The organism is Peribacillus sp. TH14 (assembly GCF_016651145.1).
Classification (GTDB): Bacteria; Bacillota; Bacilli; order Bacillales; family DSM-1321; genus Peribacillus; species Peribacillus butanolivorans.
In genome coordinates this window covers 4,323,474-4,342,792 of the sequence record NZ_JAEKEK010000001.1, presented here as the reverse complement: position 1 = coordinate 4,342,792, position 19,319 = coordinate 4,323,474, and the positions used below count along the sequence as shown (strand labels likewise).

Here is a 19,319-nt window from a genome sequence, read left to right as displayed (position 1 = left end):
AGTACAAATGGATAGAAAACGCCGTCTAATCTAATCCGGATATAGTTATTTTACCTGAACTTTGAACAGTTGGATACGACTTAACTAGGTTGAATGAGATTGCGGATGAAGAAGCAGAAAAAACGATTACATTCATTTGTTATAACATACGTATACAAGGATGTCAGTGAGTCCATGCCGTTCAAGGTGCGGAAGTTCTATTCGTATCCGCCGAGTGGCCCAAACCGAGCCTCGATCATTAGGGACCGATATAGGGTCAGCCGTGCCATGGAGAACCAACCCTACGTTTTAGCATTAAATCGTTCAGGGTCCGATTTTATTAAACTATTTGCCGAACAATCCCTGATTATAGATCCATGGGGGAATATCGTATGTGAAGCCGACGAAGAAAGAACTCCTAACAGGTACCCTGGACCTCTCAAAAGTAACGGAAGCATGTAACAAAACTGAATTCGAAGAACGTCGTGCGGATTATTATTAAATTACCCATTGACAAACTATTTAAAAAGTTGATATTATTTTCCCGAAGATTAAAATTTCAGAAAACATTTACATTTACTCTTATCAAGAGCAGGCTGAGGGATAAAGGCCCTATGAAGCCCAGCAACCGACTGTAATACCATTGTGAAATGGGGCGGAGTTTCCGCCGGATTATAAATCCACAGGGCACGGTGCTAATTCCACCAGAAAGCAATATTTCTGGAAGATAAGAGGTCCGAAGCTAAAACTTCTGCCTCTTTCTATATGAAAGAGGCTTTTTCATTATTATTTTAAATATTTGGAGGGGAAAATAATGACTTTAAACCATTCGAACTTTGAATTACTGTCAAATGAAACTGCAATAACCCTTGCAAAAAAACTAGGGTTGGTCAAAACAGATGCCACTTTAAAATGTAGAGAGATAGGCGATGGAAACTTAAATTATGTCTTTCATATTACAGACACAGCCACAAAAAAAGGAATTATAATCAAACAAGCGGTTCCTTATGCAAAGGTACTTGGTGAAAGTTGGCCGCTGACCTTAAAAAGGGCTGCAATTGAAGCAAATGCACTTATCCATTTCAAGAGCTATTGTCCCGAATTTGTACCGCAAGTCTATTATTCAGATGAACAGCTTGCTATCACAATCATGGAAGACCTCTCACACTTAAAAATAGCGAGAACAGGCTTAATCGATGGCGATCAATTTCCATTACTATCGAAACATATTGGTGAGTATGTTGCCAAAACGGCATTTTACACATCTGATTTGCATTTAGAACCGTCTGCGAAAAAAGAAGTGGCCCGAAACTTCACGAATCCTGAACTCTGCAAAATTACTGAAGTTTTTGTTTTCACAGATCCTTTTTTTGAAGAACTACCGGGTGAGTATGAAGTAGAATTGACGGATGCTGCCAAAAGCATTTGGAATGATCAAGAAGTAATACTTGAAGTCGCTAAGCTGAAACAAAGCTTTGAAACCGAACAGGAAGCCTTACTTCATGGAGATTTACATACGGGAAGTATATTTGCAAGTGATACAGAAACGAAGATTATTGATCCTGAATTCGCTTTTTATGGACCAGTTGGGTTTGATCTTGGCCAATACACAGCAAACATTCTATTCCAGGCAGTTACACGTAATCCCGCTGGAAAAGAGGAAATTTTCACACACCTCCAAGAATTTTGGGATACTTTTGAAGAGACATATACTAGTCTTTGGAATACCCAAAACAAAAGTCCGTTTCGTCAAGTAAATGGTTATCTATCATATGTGCTCACTAAATTCAGAAAAGATGCATATGGTTTTGCTGGCTGCGAGCTGATTCGGAGAACAATAGGCTTATCCCATGTTGCAGATTTAAATGTTATTGAAGATAAAGAAACAAGAATCGCTGCCAAAACGGCTACATTGAAAATTGGTGCTTTTTTAATTAAAAAAAGGGAAGAATTGGATGTTCCAGCTGTGATTGAAGCATTGAAGCAACATACACTGCCTACCTATTCAACCCTTTAAAAGGAGAACTACATATGACGACGACAACAGCCTTACCTTATTCCGTTCAATGGGATGATACTCATATAACTTTATTAAATCAACAGGCCTTACCTACAATTACAGAATTCATTAAACTTTATTCCGTTGAGGATGTATTTGACAGCATTTTGACATTAAAGGTCCGCGGTGCCCCAGCAATTGGTCTAACTGCAGCATTCGGTGTCGCACTTGGAGCGAATCAGGATGGTTCAACTGATTTAGGGGAATTCAAACAAAATGTAACTAAACATATTAAAAAACTAGCTTCTTCACGCCCTACTGCAGTCAACCTTTTTTGGGCGTTAAAAAGGATGGAAAACATTTTGCAAGCAGCCAAGAGTATTCCAACTGCCAAAGAGGCACTTATACTGGAAGCAAAAGCAATCTTTACAGAAGATGAAGATATGTGCCGAAAAATCGGGGAACATGGTTTATCCTTATTTGCTGAAGGAGATTCCATATTAACGCATTGCAACGCTGGGGGAATTGCCACTGCTCGCTATGGTACAGCCTTGGCTCCCTTCCATCTAGCGAAAGAAAGAGCCTTTCCGATAAAGGTATATGCATGTGAAACAAGACCTGTCCTGCAAGGGGCACGTTTGACTGCTTGGGAACTAATGCAATCTGGAGTGGACGTCACTTTAATCTCTGACAATATGGCTGCTCATACCATTCATCATAAACAAATCAATGGTATTATAGTTGGTGCTGATAGGATTGCGGCAAACGGAGATACTGCTAATAAAATCGGGACCTTGGGATTGGCAATATTAGCTAATCATTACGGTATCCCATTCTATGTGGCCGCTCCTTCAAGCACTTTCGACCTTTCCCTTGAATCTGGCACATCCATCCCGATTGAGGAGCGGAATGGGGACGAGATTACCTTCATTCAGGGAGTAAAGATAGCCCCAGATAATGTAAAGACATTCAATCCAGCCTTTGACGTCACACCGAATCATCTAATCACGAGCATCATAACAGAAAACGGTATTATTTCACCAGACTATGTGAAAAACATTCCGCTTTTTGTCAATTGAGCCAGGTTTCATCTTTTAGATGAAACTAATCATAACGAGGCGGAATCGCATATGTGATTTCGCTTCGTTCATTTTACTATGATATTTATATTTATTCTTGCGAGGTTCTTTATAAAAGATTATATATTATTAAATCAAGCTTAATTTTTCAAAAAATTGATTAAATATTAACAAATAGTGATCGATCAGCACTTCTTACCTTGAAAAAAATTCTTGAAGTGCCTCCTTATTTTTAGTGTAGTCCATTTTCAAAACTGCTCCAGATTGGGGATATATTTCATCTTTATAGCTTCCTTCAACTGGAATCCTTAAGGTTTCTACAGAATCTGGGGATTGGAAGACAACTTGAGAGCCCATTTCCATAATCGTTTTCATCCCAATATCCGTATCTAGGTAGGACATCCCTTTTTCAATAATACTAGGTAGGGCGACCATCCCTTCAAAGGATGAGATTTGATTAATAAATCCCGTTTTTAATTGAACTAATACTTCCTGTTGACGCGCGACCCGTCCAAAATCACTTTCATCATCATGTCGGAAACGGACATATTTCAATATTTCCTCACCATGTAATACATTTTTACCGCTGCTGGCTTCAATGCTCATATCATCAATAATTTCCTGATTCACATTTACCATCACACCATCTGGGGCAAGTAGGTCAACCATCTTTACGAATCCCTTAAAATCAATTACTGCAACATGATCGACTTTAACATCTAAGTTTTCTTGTATTGTTTTCTTAAGTAGTTCACTGCCACCATAATAATAAGCAGCATTTATTTTGTTATATCCGTATTTATAACCCGGTATTTTCACATAACTATCACGCATAATAGAAGCAAGTTTTAGCTTCTGTCGCTCAGGAAAGTAGCGTGCTAGTATCACAGCATCTGCCCGAGAATCCTCCTCTCCACGAGAATCGACACCAATCAATAGAAAAGTTTTCATACTTTCTTGGCTCTCTTCTTTAGAAAGGTTTTTTTCCGTATTTTTATTCTTATTTAATTGGGGAACAGGCGAATATGAACAACCAGCCAGCATTAAGACAATTAAACATATGAACAGTACCTTCTCTTTCATATCCTCACCTCATCGGTAAAAGTAACCATATTTTTCCCCTTTTATTGAAGTATTATGCAATTAACGATAAACAGCCTGTCAACGGTAATCGCTGACAGGCTGTTTATACTCAAATTATTTGATTTCCTTCTTTAAAACTTCCACTGCTTTTTTCACTTGTGTATCATTTTCAAGGATTTTCTCCCGGATGACCTGCATTAATTTTACGGTTGTATCGTCTTTGATAATACCTGTTTCTTTAACCTTTTGTTCTTTTTGGAATTCTTTAACTGCATTTGTTGTTTCTTCATCAAAGAATCCATCTATCTTACCTGGATTATAGCCTGCTGCTTTCAGCATTTTTTCAGCTGCCTTTACTTCACTGGAAGAATCAGATGCTTTCAATTCCTTATCCGGCGAAATATATGGAAGGCTGGCATAATCAGGAAGATTCACTTTAATATCCGGCTTGATCCCTTTTTTATGAATCCAATTACCTTCAGGAGTCAGCCATTTTGCTGCCGTGTATTTAAAGTTAGATCCATCATCGAAGTCTTGGGCTGTTTGTACAGTTCCTTTCCCAAATGATTTAACACCTATTAAAGGAATATCCGCTGATTCACTGACAGCCGCTGCGACAATTTCAGATGCACTTGCACTGCCATCATCAATCAATACGACTACTGGAATCTTCAACTCTCCATTATTCTTCGATTTATAGACATCTTTTTTCCCGCTACGTTCCTCAACTTGAAGAACTACTTCCCCATTTGGAATAAACAAGCTTGCCATATCTATAGCCTGGTCAAGCAATCCACCTGGGTTACCACGCAAGTCCAAGATAAGGCCTTTCATATCTTTCTTGGACATATCATTAAGTGCCGTTTCCAACTCTTTAACAGTATGCTCAGAAAAACTTGTTACTTGGATTTTGGCAACTCCATCATCTAGCATTTCGGCATATACTGTTTCAATTGGAATGGTATCCCGCTTAATCGTAAGAGCAATCGGTTCCGGCTCACCTGCTCTAGTGATGGATAAATCCACTTTCGTCCCTTTTTCGCCTCTGATTTTCAGGACAGCCTCAGAAGAGCTTAATCCTTCAATGCTTTTACCGTCCACACTTAAAATGATATCATTCGGTTTTACCCCTGCTTTTTCTGCTGGAGACCCTTTTATCGGTGAAACGACCATAATTTTTCCATTCTGCTCTTGTATCTCAGCACCGATTCCTTCAAAAGATGAAGAGATGCTCTCATGGAAACTCGATGCTTCCTTTTTATCCATATAAGTAGAATATGGGTCATCCAATGATTTGATCATTCCATTAATTGCCCCGTCAACCAGCTTGTCTTGATCAATCTCTTCATAGTAGTTATCTTTTATCGTATCGTATGTAGAATACAGCTTTTCAAATTCCGAATGTTTATCCGGTGCTAAAGACTCTACTTTTTCATCTCCAAAGGTCAAGGCTATTGTAGTAATCCCTGCGGTTAGAAATATGAGTAAGAAAATCCCCATAATGAACGTAAACTTCTTTATTTTTATGAATTTCCCTGCCTCTTTAGGCTGTTTTTGATTTTCTTCTTCCACTGAAGCCTCACCACTTTCATTCTTCATGACGATATAAACTTTTTCTCTATTTTATCAGCTTTCAGGCTAATCGGAAAATATTAGTTATCAAAAAAACAACTTTTGATCATATATATATCTTTTTTCACCATTTCGCGTAGGTAAAATCAGAAATAAAATTCTTAACCAAACCCATAATATTTCCCTGCCAATAATCTGTTAAATTACAAAAATGCGGATACCATGGAATAAATGAGTCTGTATCCTAACTATCATCGTACAGCTTCATTTATTCCTGGTAACCCGCAAGTAAATTTTCTTCTTAATATCAGTCCTGTATTGCTGCTTCTAATGCTACCTCAATCATTTCGTTAAATGTTGACTGGCGCTCAGCAGACGTCGTTTCCTCACCAGTTAATATGTGATCGGAAATGGTTAAAACAGAAAGAGCTTGACGTCCAAATTTAGCAGCAAGCGTGTATAGAGCTGCTGATTCCATTTCTATAGCTAGAATCTGATATTTCGCCCATTTTTCTAATTCACTATTATCGTTATAAAAGTGATCGGCCGTAAACACGTTACCGACCTTTAATTGCAAACCTTTGGCAATACCTGCCTCATAAGCTTTTCTTAGCAAATCGAAATTTGCTGTTGGAGCAAAATCGACTCCCCCGAATGTCAGGCGGTTCATTTGTGAATCCGTAGAAGCGCTCATTGCCAGGATTACATCTCTAACTTTTACATCTTTCTGAATGGCACCAGCAGTCCCAACACGAATCAGCTTCTGCACATTATAGCTATTCATTAATTCATTTATGTAGATGGAAATGGATGGAACACCCATCCCTGTACCTTGGACAGAAATGCGTTTCCCTTTATATGTCCCCGTATATCCAAACATGTTACGTACTTCATTGTATAGTTTAGCATCTTCTAAAAATGTTTCTGCTATGTATTTTGCTCGTAACGGGTCCCCAGGAAGTAAGACCGTTTCCGCAATTTCATGTTCTTTAGCACCAATATGTACGCTCATACAACTATGTCCTCCTTAACTTTTGGTTGAAAAGATGTTCAAAAACTACTATACCATATCAACCTCAAGATAGGAAAACAGAACCTTAATTTCAAGAGCTTGTAAGGGATTGAAATCTGGAATCTATTAAGAGGTCTAGAATAAGGCTCTTACATATAAAAATACAAACAAAACGGCGGTGGTCCGCCGTCTTTTAAAATATTTTTAGAATTAAGGGAAAGGAAGCTGCTAACCGTCTAATGACAGGTTACTCATCGACTTCTTCATCAATTATGCATTTTTCAAGAAGATATTCGAATGTGATGTCAGCAAGATCTTCAACTTCAGCTTCTGTTGGAAGATAGCCCCGTCTTATCAATTCTTGAAAGAAGAATTCCGCTATCTCTTCTGTATCAATAAAAACCTCAATTTCTCGCAAATCATCGCCCCCTTAATTAAAGGTGTATGAATGTATAGAGACAAATATTCCAGTAAGGCATTTCATTATATAAAAACATATGAAGTGTTCACTTTTTCATGAAAATTGCCTCCACTTATAATTATCTACTCCTGCCATTATTGAACAGAAGCTTTTGTATAGTAATTAGTTAATTGGCTTATTAGAAGGGTGGAATACCTTTCACTTTGTTTGCTTTTTTTTATGATCCGGATAAATTTCCTCTGCCGCTTTTTCAATTTTAGCAAGGGCGATTTTCATGATATGGTGATATTCATCATCGCCAAAATGTTCATAGAGCTTACAGTAATCATTATATAAATCTAACAGTCCATCGATCATTTCCTTTTTTTCATTTTTTGTCATAGTCATTTCTCGCTCACCTTTACCAGGGTTGTTTTGTTTAGCAATGATAGCAAGCTCATTATTCTTTTTAGAAAGGAGCAGCCCTAATTTTCGAATAATTGCATCTGCACGTTTGGCATCGGCTATTAAGGTCAATTCTTCTTCATGCGCTTCAAGCCATTCCCCGTCGGAGATTCGTGATAACTCATAGATCACATCCTCCCAGGCATTTTCCTTATAGCGCCATATTTCTGTTCGATAGCCGATAATCTTGAAATAATCCTGTTCATATCCATCTACCTGGACTAAGTCACCTAATAAATATTTGTACTCAATATCGATCTGTTCTCTTTGATAAAGGATTTCTCCTTCGTATTCATTTATGGATTGCAATGTTTTTTCAATATAAAGACCTTCACTATAATTCACTTCATACACATAAGCACCATCGAGAAATTTTACATCGGTTATTTTCCCGACTGTCCCATACATTATTATTACGACTGTATCGCCTATTTTAAATTTCGGCTGTTTTTTCTTGCCCATAAGAGACATCCCCCAATATGGTCCTTATCGTTTGATTAGTAAATTATATGCACAAACAAACATGGAGGTTAATAGAAAGAGGGGGGCATTTTGCTCATTTAGATACAAAAGTACTCTCATTTAATAAAGGGTCATATCAATGCTAAAGTTATGTGGTGTTACTATTCATTCTTTACGTAAAAAACCGTCTCATCGAATGAGACGGTTCGTTGTAGGAATAGTCAGGATTACGTCTGTTCCTTGGCCATATGTACTTTCAATTTGAAATTTCCCTTTTAGTTCCTCCATAATCTGGATGCATGTCGCAACTCCCAGACCATTCCCTTCCAATTTTGTTGTATAAAAGGGCATACCGATATTTTTTAAATTCTCGGGGCTAATTCCTATTCCATCATCACGAATGATTAATTTTATATATTGAGGAATGAATGTAAGATTCAATTCAATCTTCCCCTTAGAATCGAATGCTTCACAAGAATTATTCAAGACATTCAAGAGAACTTGCCTCAATCGGTTTCGATCAGTATAAATATATATAGATTGTGTCACTGAGTTAATTAATGTTACATGAGAACTAGGATTTGAAGAAGAATAGACATCTATAATTTCATCGAGGAAATCTTTTAGATCAAGTTTCTCCCATTCAAGCTGATGAGGCTTTGCTAAATCAAGAAGTTGAGTTACAAATACATTAACCCGATTGACTTCCTCAAGCATGACATCACTATACTTTACTATTAAAGTTTTATCATAATCCTGGCTCTTCAATAGTTGGAAGAACCCCTTTATTGTAGTCAATGGGTTCCTAATTTCATGGGCAACCCCTGCAGCTAGCTGACCTACATATTTCAACTTTTCAGTACGAACGATTTCCTTTTCACGATCCTCTATCGTTTCCATCATTCTCTGAAAAGCAAGGTTCAGTTTTACCATTTCTTCAAAGCTTCTTTTATTAGAAACGACGAATTCTTTTCCTTCAATAAATTCCTCTGTTGCTTCAACAAGATCTTGAACAGGTCGTACAAGAGTCTTTGTAAATAAATAGACCACTATAATGATTGATACAAATAAAATCGTGTAAATGGTTAGATAACGTGACAAAAGATCATTCAAAGGCTGAAACACTTGTTTCTTATCAGCTCCCACAACCACAAACCATTTATTTTCCGTTTGTGCCATCGTATGAACAGCCTGAATAGAATATATTTTCTCTCCATTCTCTGCACTGTACAAGTTATCCGTTTCAGAAGCTTCTATCAGTTTTGCTTTTGTTAATCCCATTTCCTCTAAGGTAGAATTCTGTTGGACGCCATGGGGATCTTTTTTGGAAACCATGATACCTTCTTGATTAATCATGAAAATGTTCACAGGATACTTATCACTAATATCAATAGCTTTTCTCTCGATCATCTCCCAAAGGTTTTCTAAGCGGAAGGCCGAGGAGACAACACCAACCATTTGCCCTGTACTACCATATACCGGTGCACTTAAAGTTATTATGGGTTCAGAATAAGCTCGTGTTTTATACACGTCAGAAAGAAATTCATTACCTTCTAGTGCTTCTTCAAACCAAATTCTCTCAGCTAAGTTAGCTCCAATCATTTTATTAGATGTATCTGCAATAACTTTACCTTCCAAATCCAAATACAAAGCTCCGTAATATTCCCGTTTTGCTCCAATAAACTTTTTTAGTTCATCAGACTTCTCTTCTTTTGATGAGCCAGGATTTATGATTACCGAATTTGCACTTAATAACTTCACATCACTATTCCGTTCGTTCAAATAATTATATGTTTCATTGACGATATTAAGTGAACCTGCATTCAAGGCATTTTTTGCTTCTTTTTCAAGCAAAGAGCGTTGTGATCCATAGGAAATTATTCCTAATATCAGAACAGGTAGACTTGCTATAAGTAAAGAATAAAGCAAAATTCGGGTTTGAAGGCTTTTAAGCATCCTTCGATCCCCCCTATTCCTGATCTCCCTACTGGAGTCCTTCTTCTATTTGGACATATTGTTCCCACGCACGATCAAATACAGTCATACTTTCGAGATAGTCGCCATTCAATTCTAAATAACTACTTAATTCATTATAATCATCCGATTGCTTTGGGAAACTGTGATCGTTATAAGCGTGATTAGCAAATTTAGTGATGGCATCAATTTCTTTAGGTTGTCGGAATTTCATTAAATATAAATAAAACGGTCTCATGTGACGAGCCCTCCTAAAAAGTAACTAAGATTTCAGCTTTAATATATCGGAAACTTTACCTTCCGTCTACATTTTTAAAAACCAACATGGGTTTTTCTTCCTACAATTATAGGATAACTAACGATATTTCACCAGAAACAGAACGCAATTTATGATGAACTGTGATTGAAGAAAGAGTACAATGTCAATTTTCTTCGAAATTAATTTATATTAACCTTTCACAAAAGTGTCCAAGTCTTGCCTGTCAGGTCAGCTCTTATCCAATAAAAATAAAAGCCGATGTTTCCTTAGCGTAGGAAACATCGGCTTTCTTGTCGAAATTCTCTTTTTTCGGGCACGAACCTAACAGTACAGACGAGTTTTAATCTTTCTAAATAGTTGAATAATTAATACCAAACTAATCTATTCTTTTTACTGAGTACAAGCTAACGTTTAATGGAGCTTAAATAGGTTTGTTTACAATTATTCAACAATCATATAACTCAATGACTTACTCTTTTCTGTCTACACTAAGGGAATCATATCCTTTAAATAGAGAAATATATGTTTTTATAGAAACTGTACAATCTCTTCCTACCTAAAAATCAAAGTAATTCAGCTTCAATAATCTCTTCATCTTCAATTACTCATCATACGCCTTCTGTTTCCCAAGCTGTTTCATATCAATAACTCCAACCCCAGATCATACATAGTATTGTACCGAAGACAGTAATTAGAGCTAGGAATATAGCGCAATATAGAGTCATAAAAATTGATTTGCTATCATCAGTTTCACGAGCATGCATAAACACAACTAGTTGAACAGCTGCTTGTATGAATGCTGTCAATATAAAAATCGTCATGCCTGTTGCTTTTGACATATTGAAGAAGTAAACCAAAAGAGCTACAAACGTCAAAATCAATGAAAATACAAAACCCCATACTTGTTTAGCCGGGAATAATTCCTTCATGTTTATGTCATTCCTTTCATGTAGATAAAGGTGAAGATGAAGATCCAAACGATATCTAAGAAATGCCAGTAAAGAGAGAAAATGAAGGATTTATTGGCTGTTTCAGGTGTCAACCCGCGTTTTTTCACTTGAAGGATAATAAATAACCCCCAGAAAAGTCCTAATGTAACATGTGCTCCATGTGTCCCTAATGTTGTAAAGAGCATCGAAGTAAATGCACTAGTTTGCAGTGTAGCTCCTTCGTGATAATAGGTAATGAACTCAGTAATTTCAAATCCTAAGAATCCTAATCCAAGAAGGAGAGTGATTACGAAGAATGTCAACATGGCTTTCTTGTTGCCAAGTCGCATGGCATGAATTCCAAGCCCGATGACAAAACTGCTTGTTAAGAGCAAGAATGTTTCAGCAAGTACTGGAGTGATTTCAAAAATTTCTGCTCCAGTAGGACCGTTACCCGTACGATCAACTAATGTAAAATATGATGCAAAGAGTGTTGCAAAAAGCATAATTTCGGCTCCAAGGAAAATCCAGAAGCCTAAAATATTTAGACGATTTTGTTCCGTACTATATTCAAGAGGTTGCGAGTGATCTATTTCCATTTATTAACACCCCCGAATTTTGCTTCTGTCTCTTTAATTTCTTCTACAGAAATGTAATGCCCATGATCTATTTCGAATGAACGATGAGCCATGCAAACAAAGATACCGATTAACCCAATAATCGCAAGAAACCATATGCTGAATACTAACGCAAATCCAAAGACAAAGAAGATACAGGACATGATAAACGGTCCGCCGCTGTTATTGGGCATATGAATTTTTTCATAGTCACCCTTGAATAATTCATGACCTTTATATTTAGCATCCCAAAACGTTTCCCTTGAGTTCACTTGTGGAATAATAGCAAAGTTATATTCTGGTACTGGATTATGAGTAGCCCATTCAAGGGAACGTGCATCCCACGGATCCTCACTAACATCTCTTGGAGCATGGCGAATGCTATAGTAAATCGTATATACGATTAATACAAAGCTGATTGCCATTAAAGCTGCCCCGATAAACGAAATCATATTTAATGGTCCAAATCCAGTCGATTCAGAGTATGTGTATATACGACGTGCTTGACCATCTAAACCAGTGATATACATAGGGAAGAATGCTAAGCAAAAACCAATGGTTAGAAACCAGAACGCCCATTTCCCAATCCTTTCATTCAACATGAAACCAAACATTTTCGGCCAGTAGTAAGTTCCGGCACCAAGCACAGCAAATACTACACCCGGAATGATGACATTGTGGAAGTGAGCTACTAAAAACATTGTATTATGGTATTGATAATCCGCCGCTGACATCGCAAGCATAACCCCGGTAACTCCACCGATTGTGAAAAGAGGTATGAAACCTATTGAATAAAGCATAGGTACGGTAAATCTGATTCTACCTTTCCACATCGTGAACAACCAGTTAAAGATCTTGATTCCAGTCGGAATAGCAATTACCATCGTTGTAATCGAGAAAATACTATTAACATATGCTGCTTGCCCCATTGTAAAGAAATGGTGCGTCCAAACGAAGAATGAATATATAGAGATAAATACCATTGAAGCAACCATTGATCGATAGCCATATAGGTTACGTCGTGAAAAGGTTGGGATAATCTCACTAAAAAGACCAAATGCAGGCAAGATTAAGATATATACTTCAGGATGTCCCCAAACCCAGAACAGGTTAGCCCAAAGCATATCCATACCGCCCTCAGTCATTGTGAAAAACTTGGTTGCGAATAGTCGATCCATTGTTCCCATGATCAGCGCCACTGTTAATACAGGGAATGCGAAAATGATAATAATGCTTGTGACTAAAGCAGACCATGTAAACATTGGCATTTTCATTAATGTCATACCGGGTGCTCTCATTTTAAGAATAGTCGTCAAAAAGTTAATCCCCGTCATTAATGTACCTATTCCGGCTATCTGAATACCAATCATATAATAATTCGTTCCAACATGTGGGCTAAATTCATTACCTGCAAGCGGGAAATAAGATGACCACCCTGCATCAGGCGAACCACCAATTACAAAAGAGATGTTGAATAGCATCGCACCCATAAAAAATAACCAGAAACTTATGGCATTTAGACGTGGGAATGCTACATCTCGGGCTCCAATTTGTAATGGCACGACGAAATTCATTAAGGCCATAATGTACGGCATCGCCATAAAGATAATCATCACAACCCCGTGTGTTGAAAAAATTTCATTATAGTGCTGTGAATCTAATAATTTGTTATCCGGTACGGCAAGTTGCGCACGCATCATCACAGCATCTACCCCACCACGAAATAGCATCAACAAAGCAGATATTAGATACATAATACCTATTCTTTTATGATCGACTGTTGTTAACCAGCCACTCCATAAATAAAACCATTTTTTAAAGTGGGTTAAACCAACAATGATCAAGAGAACAGTAACACCAATGGCCACCATTGATGAGTAAATGACGGGACTAGGATTAGGTATAAGAAATCTAGAGAAAAAACCCATACTTTTGTGTTTCCTTTCTGAAAATATTTTTCTTGAGATAGACTAAGAAATTATTCATGATTGTGTGCTGATTTTTCTTTACTATTACTTGACTTATGATCATGCTCCATATGTTCACCTTTTGAATTCGTGTTAGAGTCACTTGAGCCATGATGATGTCCAGCATTTTCACCTTCTGGAGCTGGTGAGAAGTCTAAATGAGTTCCAGTAAACGTTAACTGTCCCTCATGACCCGGTTTTAATAATTCATTGAATCTTACTTCAGTAATAGGTTTCGCAGTTTCTTTAACTTCCTTTACCCATTCATCAAACTTATCTTGAGACATCGCTTCGACGTGAAACGTATTTTCAGCGAATCCTTTCCCACTAAAGTTTGCATTTCGTCCCATCATTTCCCCTGATTCGTCCGCTGCTAAGTGTAATGTGGTCACCATGTTAGACATGGCATATTTTTGACCGCCAAGTTGTGGAATCCAGAAACTCGTGATAGGCCCGAATGAATAAAGTTTAAATTCAAGTGGTCGATTTGTTGGAATATACAAGTAGTTTACTGTCTCGATATCGTTTTCTGGATAACTAAAATGCCACTTCCAGTCAGATGACGAAGCGTAAATAACTAATGGATCTTGACCTTTGTACCCTTCCGGAGTGGCTTCCACTTTATTGTTGGAAATTACAGAAACAACGGAGAAGAAAATGACGATTAAAATTGGCACCCCAACAATAATCGTTTCAACAACATGATTCCCTTCAATGTAGGGTGGTTCATATTCTTTAGGTAGTTTAGAGTCACGGTATTTCGTTAACACAAAGACTAAAATAGCACAAACAACAATAACAATAACCGCCATGATCGCAATTGATAGCCAAATCACATTGGCTTGCGTTTGGGCTTGAGGTCCTTTAGGATCTAAGACCGCTAATGATTCACATCCAGAAAGCACATTGACTATGGTAGAAAGAATGGCTAATAGAACCCATTTTGTTTTCATATATGTATCCTTTCTTTTAAGATTTCATTTCTAAGTTATCCCAAAAAATGTTTATTAAGAATGGTAATTTCTCACAATCACATTTATAGGCGGGATGAATATGAATGAATTCATTTGGGGAATGTTCAGAGAAACAGGTAATCCAAATACCTATTTGCTATGAAAAGGAATTTGAATATGTGAGGAGATACTGCATGGATTTTTTTATTCCTATTGGTCAAAGTAAGGGTAGTGAAGATGAAAATTTAAAATGAGGCCGCTACTAATGCCTTCACCGTTCGAGATGTACACCCTATAGACCACACCGCCGGGCGCACAGAAAAACCTCACCCAAAAAAGTAGATGAGGCAACTTCTAATCATTTTGTTATTTCCCAAAATCAAAGTAATTCCGCTTCAATAATCTCTTCATCTTCAATAACTCATCATACTTGGTCTGTTTTGCAAGCTGTTTCGAATCAATTAAAAATAGCTGATCTTCAATTCCTTTTACAATTTCATCACTCTGAAAAAGAGCTTTACAATTCTCACAATGGGAAGAAGGAGTTTCAGTAATTTCAACGGCTCGCGTTCCATCTGGTAATTCCCAATAGACCGTACCAGTTACCGGTGTAAGTTTTCCTATCTCACACCATGGACAAGTTTCCATGCTATTCTTCCCCCTTTGGAGTGCTCTTTTTTTGCTGTGCCTGGAATTTCTTTTCTTTTAACTGATCTCGCTTTTCACGTTGATTTTTTAATGAAGCATGCTCCGGGTTGGTAACGTAATTTTCACGGCGATTCATTCGTTTCAGCCCTTCAGGCACTAAATTAAATTGCTTGTCATTCATCAAACCAGCTATTCCTATATCTGACCGTTTTTCTTCCATATCAGGATATATGCCTTTGAAATAATCATCTGCAAGTCCTGGTGTGTAATGCTCAGGTTCGGGATAAGTGGTAATTACTCCTTCAAAATTACGTAGCACTGTTTTTGTCGGTGATTGTGAAAGGATATAGTTCGGTTGTAATGTAATTTTCCCTCCACCCCCTGGTGCATCTACAACGAAAGTCGGGACAGCATATCCAGACGTATGACCGCGTAAGCCTTCAATAATTTCAATCCCCTTAGATATCGGGGCTCGGAAATGACCAATTCCTTCGGATAGGTCGCACTGATAAATGTAGTAAGGACGGACACGAATCTTAACGAGGTCGTGCATCAGCTTTTTCATGATCGCAACACTATCATTTATACCGGCTAGAATAACAGCCTGGTTGCCTACCGGTACACCTGCATCTGCTAGCATCTCACACGCTTTCTTTGATTCTTCGGTAATTTCTATAGATGTATTGAAGTGCGTATTTAACCAAATTGGATGATACTTTTTTAAAATTGCACACAAATTTTCTGTGATTCGTTGAGGGAATACAACTGGAGCTCTCGTACCTATCCTGATTATTTCAACGTGGGGGATTTCCCTTAAGTTTTTTAAAATATATTCCAGGATGGTGTCATTAATCAATAATCCGTCACCGCCGGAAATAAGAACATCTCGGACTGCTGGTGTATCACGAATATAGCCGATTGCAGCGTCTAATTGTTTTTTTGGTACTCCCATACCTATTTGTCCTGAAAAGCGTCTTCTCGTACAATAGCGGCAGTACATGGAGCACTGATTCGTGACCAAAAAAAGGACGCGATCAGGATATCTGTGAGTCAATCCCGGTACTGGTGAATCTTCATCTTCATGAAGCGGGTCCTCCATGTCATATTTGGTTTTATGCATTTCTTCTGAGATTGGGACAGATTGCATTCTGATTGGACACCTTGGGTCATCCTTATTCATCAACGAAGCATAATAGGGGGTAATATTTAATGGGATGGTTTTCGTAGAGATCCTGACACCTTCCTCTTCATCAGGAGTCAAGTCTATAACTTTTTTCAAATCCTCCACAGTTCGGATAGTATTCGTAAGCTGCCACAGCCAGTTGTTCCATTGTTCATCGGTTACATCTTTCCATAGCTCTATATCTTTCCAATTACGCTCGGGCTTATATAAGTCAAATAACATGGTAATACCTCCTGAGTCTTGATAGTAGTATTTAATGCAAGAAGGATGCCAAAATTAACCAAAAACTACATATGCCCATAAAAAAATCCGGATTACATGGTCCATCCGAATTTTAAACATTCAAGTATGTTTTTTCATTTTATATTGCAGGGTCTGCCGTGGAATCTTCAATAACTTCGAGGCCTGAAAGACATTGCCTCCTGTTTGAAGAAGAGCCTCGGTGATCAATTTCGTCTCCATTTCCATCATTGCCTGACGCAGTGGAAGTATTTTTTCTTTTGAAGTGGGACGTTTTTTTAAAAACTGCGGCAAATCTTCAAGTGTTAATATATCTTTTTCTGTATGATTCATCATGAATTCAATCGTATGCTTAAGCTCTCTAACATTCCCTGGCCAATGATAATTCTGTAAGAAAACCTTTGTCTTCTCATCAATTCCCTCTATGGGAAGTCCTAATTTCTTGTTATAGAATAAAATAAAATGATTAGTAAGGAATAATATATCTTCAGGGCGCTCTCTTAGCGGAGGCAGCTCATAGCTTAATACATGTAATCGGTAAAATAAATCTGCTCGTAACTTGTTTTCCGTAACGGCTTTTTTCGGATCTATATTCATCGCTGCCATAATTCTTACATCCACTTGGACATTCTTTGCGGCACCTATCCTCCTAATAAACCCATCTTCAAGCACCCGCAGCAACTTTGCCTGCAGGTCAATCGGCATCGATTGTAATTCATCCAAAAACAAGGTGCCACCATTGGCCAATTCAAATAAGCCCTGGCGATCCACTGCACCTGTGTAACTGCCTTTAGCGGTACCGAATAAAAGAGATTCTAATAAATTTTCTGGTAAGGCCGCACAATTTTGTGCGATGAACGGTTCTTTTCGGCGGTTAGAATCCTTATGGATACTTTGAACAAAAAGTTCTTTTCCTACACCGCTTTCTCCATAAACTAATACAGAGGAAGAGGAACGGGCAGCCTTTTTCCCTAGTGAAATTATGTTTCTGAATTCAGTATCACTGGTTAAAATATCGTTAAACGTATATAAATTACCATTCACTTCCTCTTTTTTTTCAGGACCTTTCATTGTCTTGAGCGAGCTTTCCAGGTCAGCTAACCGTTCAGATAACTGCTTCAAACTCGAATAATCCTTCGCTATTTCTATGGCACCAACTATAAACCCATCTACATAAATGGGGAGCGTTGTATTTAACGTTTCAATGATCCTACCATGTGCATTTACATACGATTGACTGTAATTATAAATGGGCTTTTCAGACTTAATAACTCTCAGTAATGTAGAAGATTTGTGATTTAACGAAGGGAAGGCTTCAAGTAATGGTTTCCCGAGTACTTCCCCTACTTTCATTCCATCATGATTGGCTGCCACTCCATTATAAAAGATGGTTTGTCCCTTTGGATCAATCACATGAATGCCCTCATCAATGGTTTCAAGTATCGCTTCTAATACTTCACTTGTATTAAAAAATTCACTAGGCAAGGTCCACCTCCTCTAATACGTCCTTACTTAATATATATGAGGAAATGCCAAAAACTTGTCATAAACCTGCCTGAAAATGAGCACTCATGTATAATTTTTCACCCACAGATTCATGTCCTCAAGTTTATCGAAGATGTAACAGTTATTGGCTAATCGCCCGCGGTATGCGTAATCATGCTGGTGCAGGGCCGCATTCATACCGAATGACAGTGATCGGGCAATGGAATAGATACAATAAATTTCATGTGAGACAAGGTGGTCTTCAAGTTTAGCAATCAAATGCTTCATTAAGCCGTACTGCCGGTGTTCGGGCAGTGTCGCACAATCAGTGATTTCAGCGTTATGGTAGAAGGCATCGATTTCTGCTGAGGCAGCACTAACGATTTTATCATTATGGGCGTAAATATAAAAAACTGTTCCGCTTTTCATGCACTTTTTCACATATTCCGGATCATTCATCGGAGTGGGGTATATTTCAAACACCTTTCCATACAATTGTGCCAGCTGAATAGCATCGGATTCATCTGCTTTACGACAATGGTAGGCTGCTGGCGGAGCATCTAAAGCGGCTTTTAACGGGAGAGTCTGTACACCGGCAAGGATTTGATCCTCCTTTTCCCAGTTTTCACTGTTTCTACGTTCATTCTTGTTATATTTAACAAGGAAGAAGCAATCGCTTCCTAAAAAGTACTTATCTATACTTCCTTCATATAAAAAGCCTTGAACTAGTAATTCTTGAACGTTTTCCTTTCGTGTCTTAAAAATGATTTTCTCTGCTGATATGTTCTCAGCCACCTTCAAAGATTCTTCTACGCAATCTTGAAAGTGACCGAGATAATCTTCCACAAGGACCCGCTTATTAAACCGGTCGATTGTAATATGTAATGTGCAACGCGGTTTTTGAATTTTTTTTTCAATAATTCCTGTCTCCATCTAACTTGCTCCTTTCCTATCAATCAAATTATTGTAACAAAAGGCCTGACCCTATGAGAATCAGACCCGTGAGAAACTTA

Annotated in this window: 19 protein-coding genes and 1 riboswitch; of the genes, 4 read left to right on the top strand and 15 right to left on the bottom strand. The window is 37.8% G+C overall.

What is annotated here, in order from left to right:
- Positions 1 to 105: 105 nt before the first annotated feature.
- From JFU50_RS21210 to mtnA, 3 genes are all read left to right on the top strand, one after another.
- Positions 106 to 441, top strand: a complete 336-nt coding sequence (locus JFU50_RS21210) for a nitrilase-related carbon-nitrogen hydrolase (RefSeq protein ID WP_201223980.1) — start codon at positions 106 to 108, stop codon at positions 439 to 441.
- A gap of 117 nt (positions 442 to 558) precedes the next feature.
- Positions 559 to 713: riboswitch (SAM riboswitch) on the top strand.
- A gap of 80 nt (positions 714 to 793) precedes the next feature.
- Positions 794 to 1,996, top strand: a complete 1,203-nt coding sequence (gene mtnK / locus JFU50_RS21205; RefSeq protein WP_201223979.1) for an S-methyl-5-thioribose kinase — start codon at positions 794 to 796, stop codon at positions 1,994 to 1,996.
- 14 nt (positions 1,997 to 2,010) lie between these two features.
- Positions 2,011 to 3,057, top strand: a complete 1,047-nt coding sequence (gene mtnA / locus JFU50_RS21200; protein WP_201223978.1) for an S-methyl-5-thioribose-1-phosphate isomerase — start codon at positions 2,011 to 2,013, stop codon at positions 3,055 to 3,057.
- Positions 3,058 to 3,252: 195 nt separating this feature from the next.
- Here mtnA and JFU50_RS21195 read toward each other — a convergent pair whose 3' ends face one another.
- The 11 genes from JFU50_RS21195 to qoxA all read right to left on the bottom strand — a co-directional run bounded on the left by JFU50_RS21195 (position 3,253) and on the right by qoxA (position 14,750).
- The gene (locus tag JFU50_RS21195) at positions 3,253 to 4,140 is read right to left on the bottom strand and encodes an LCP family protein (RefSeq protein WP_201223977.1); all 888 of its coding nucleotides are present in this window, start codon (positions 4,138 to 4,140) and stop codon (positions 3,253 to 3,255) included.
- A gap of 114 nt (positions 4,141 to 4,254) precedes the next feature.
- Complete coding sequence (locus JFU50_RS21190) at positions 4,255 to 5,739, bottom strand: lmo1851 family serine protease (RefSeq protein ID WP_201223976.1); 1,485 nt, start codon at positions 5,737 to 5,739, stop codon at positions 4,255 to 4,257.
- A gap of 280 nt (positions 5,740 to 6,019) precedes the next feature.
- Positions 6,020 to 6,724, bottom strand: coding sequence for a purine-nucleoside phosphorylase (gene deoD, locus JFU50_RS21185; RefSeq protein WP_053346597.1), 705 nt, complete (start codon positions 6,722 to 6,724; stop codon positions 6,020 to 6,022).
- Between the two features lie 247 nt (positions 6,725 to 6,971).
- Complete coding sequence (locus JFU50_RS21180; protein WP_064505166.1) at positions 6,972 to 7,142, bottom strand: YozD family protein; 171 nt, start codon at positions 7,140 to 7,142, stop codon at positions 6,972 to 6,974.
- A gap of 201 nt (positions 7,143 to 7,343) precedes the next feature.
- A complete protein-coding gene (locus tag JFU50_RS21175; protein WP_053346598.1) occupies positions 7,344 to 8,051 on the bottom strand; it encodes a hypothetical protein in 708 nt (235 codons plus the stop codon).
- Positions 8,052 to 8,240: 189 nt separating this feature from the next.
- Entirely contained in the window at positions 8,241 to 10,007 is a 1,767-nt protein-coding gene (locus tag JFU50_RS21170) for a sensor histidine kinase (RefSeq protein WP_201223975.1), read from the bottom strand.
- A 28-nt stretch (positions 10,008 to 10,035) separates the two neighbouring features.
- Positions 10,036 to 10,263: a YozE family protein gene (locus tag JFU50_RS21165; RefSeq protein ID WP_053346600.1), complete on the bottom strand. Its 228-nt coding sequence runs from the start codon at positions 10,261 to 10,263 to the stop codon at positions 10,036 to 10,038.
- Between the two features lie 662 nt (positions 10,264 to 10,925).
- Positions 10,926 to 11,213, bottom strand: a complete 288-nt coding sequence (gene qoxD / locus JFU50_RS21160) for a cytochrome aa3 quinol oxidase subunit IV (protein ID WP_056520796.1) — start codon at positions 11,211 to 11,213, stop codon at positions 10,926 to 10,928.
- A gap of 2 nt (positions 11,214 to 11,215) precedes the next feature.
- Entirely contained in the window at positions 11,216 to 11,812 is a 597-nt protein-coding gene (qoxC, locus tag JFU50_RS21155; protein WP_056520798.1) for a cytochrome aa3 quinol oxidase subunit III, read from the bottom strand.
- Positions 11,803 to 13,758, bottom strand: a complete 1,956-nt coding sequence (gene qoxB / locus JFU50_RS21150) for a cytochrome aa3 quinol oxidase subunit I (RefSeq protein ID WP_201185413.1) — start codon at positions 13,756 to 13,758, stop codon at positions 11,803 to 11,805. Before qoxB ends, qoxC begins: the two co-directional genes overlap by 10 nt.
- A 50-nt stretch (positions 13,759 to 13,808) precedes the next feature.
- The gene (qoxA, locus tag JFU50_RS21145; RefSeq protein WP_201223974.1) at positions 13,809 to 14,750 is read right to left on the bottom strand and encodes a cytochrome aa3 quinol oxidase subunit II; all 942 of its coding nucleotides are present in this window, start codon (positions 14,748 to 14,750) and stop codon (positions 13,809 to 13,811) included.
- Positions 14,751 to 14,854: 104 nt separating this feature from the next.
- Between qoxA and JFU50_RS21140 the strand changes: the two genes are divergently transcribed.
- A complete protein-coding gene (locus tag JFU50_RS21140) occupies positions 14,855 to 15,004 on the top strand; it encodes a hypothetical protein (RefSeq protein ID WP_201223972.1) in 150 nt (49 codons plus the stop codon).
- A 112-nt stretch (positions 15,005 to 15,116) separates the two neighbouring features.
- On the opposite strand, the gene JFU50_RS21135 is transcribed toward JFU50_RS21140, so the two are convergent.
- The 4 genes from JFU50_RS21135 to ablB form a co-directional block, all read right to left on the bottom strand.
- Positions 15,117 to 15,398, bottom strand: coding sequence for a YokU family protein (locus JFU50_RS21135; RefSeq protein WP_201223970.1), 282 nt, complete (start codon positions 15,396 to 15,398; stop codon positions 15,117 to 15,119).
- A 1-nt stretch (position 15,399) separates the two neighbouring features.
- Positions 15,400 to 16,803, bottom strand: a complete 1,404-nt coding sequence (kamA, locus tag JFU50_RS21130; protein ID WP_201223967.1) for a lysine 2,3-aminomutase — start codon at positions 16,801 to 16,803, stop codon at positions 15,400 to 15,402.
- A 120-nt stretch (positions 16,804 to 16,923) separates the two neighbouring features.
- A complete protein-coding gene (locus JFU50_RS21125; protein WP_201223965.1) occupies positions 16,924 to 18,306 on the bottom strand; it encodes a sigma-54 interaction domain-containing protein in 1,383 nt (460 codons plus the stop codon).
- 84 nt (positions 18,307 to 18,390) lie between these two features.
- Complete coding sequence (gene ablB / locus JFU50_RS21120; protein ID WP_201223963.1) at positions 18,391 to 19,239, bottom strand: putative beta-lysine N-acetyltransferase; 849 nt, start codon at positions 19,237 to 19,239, stop codon at positions 18,391 to 18,393.
- Positions 19,240 to 19,319: the final 80 nt, after the last annotated feature.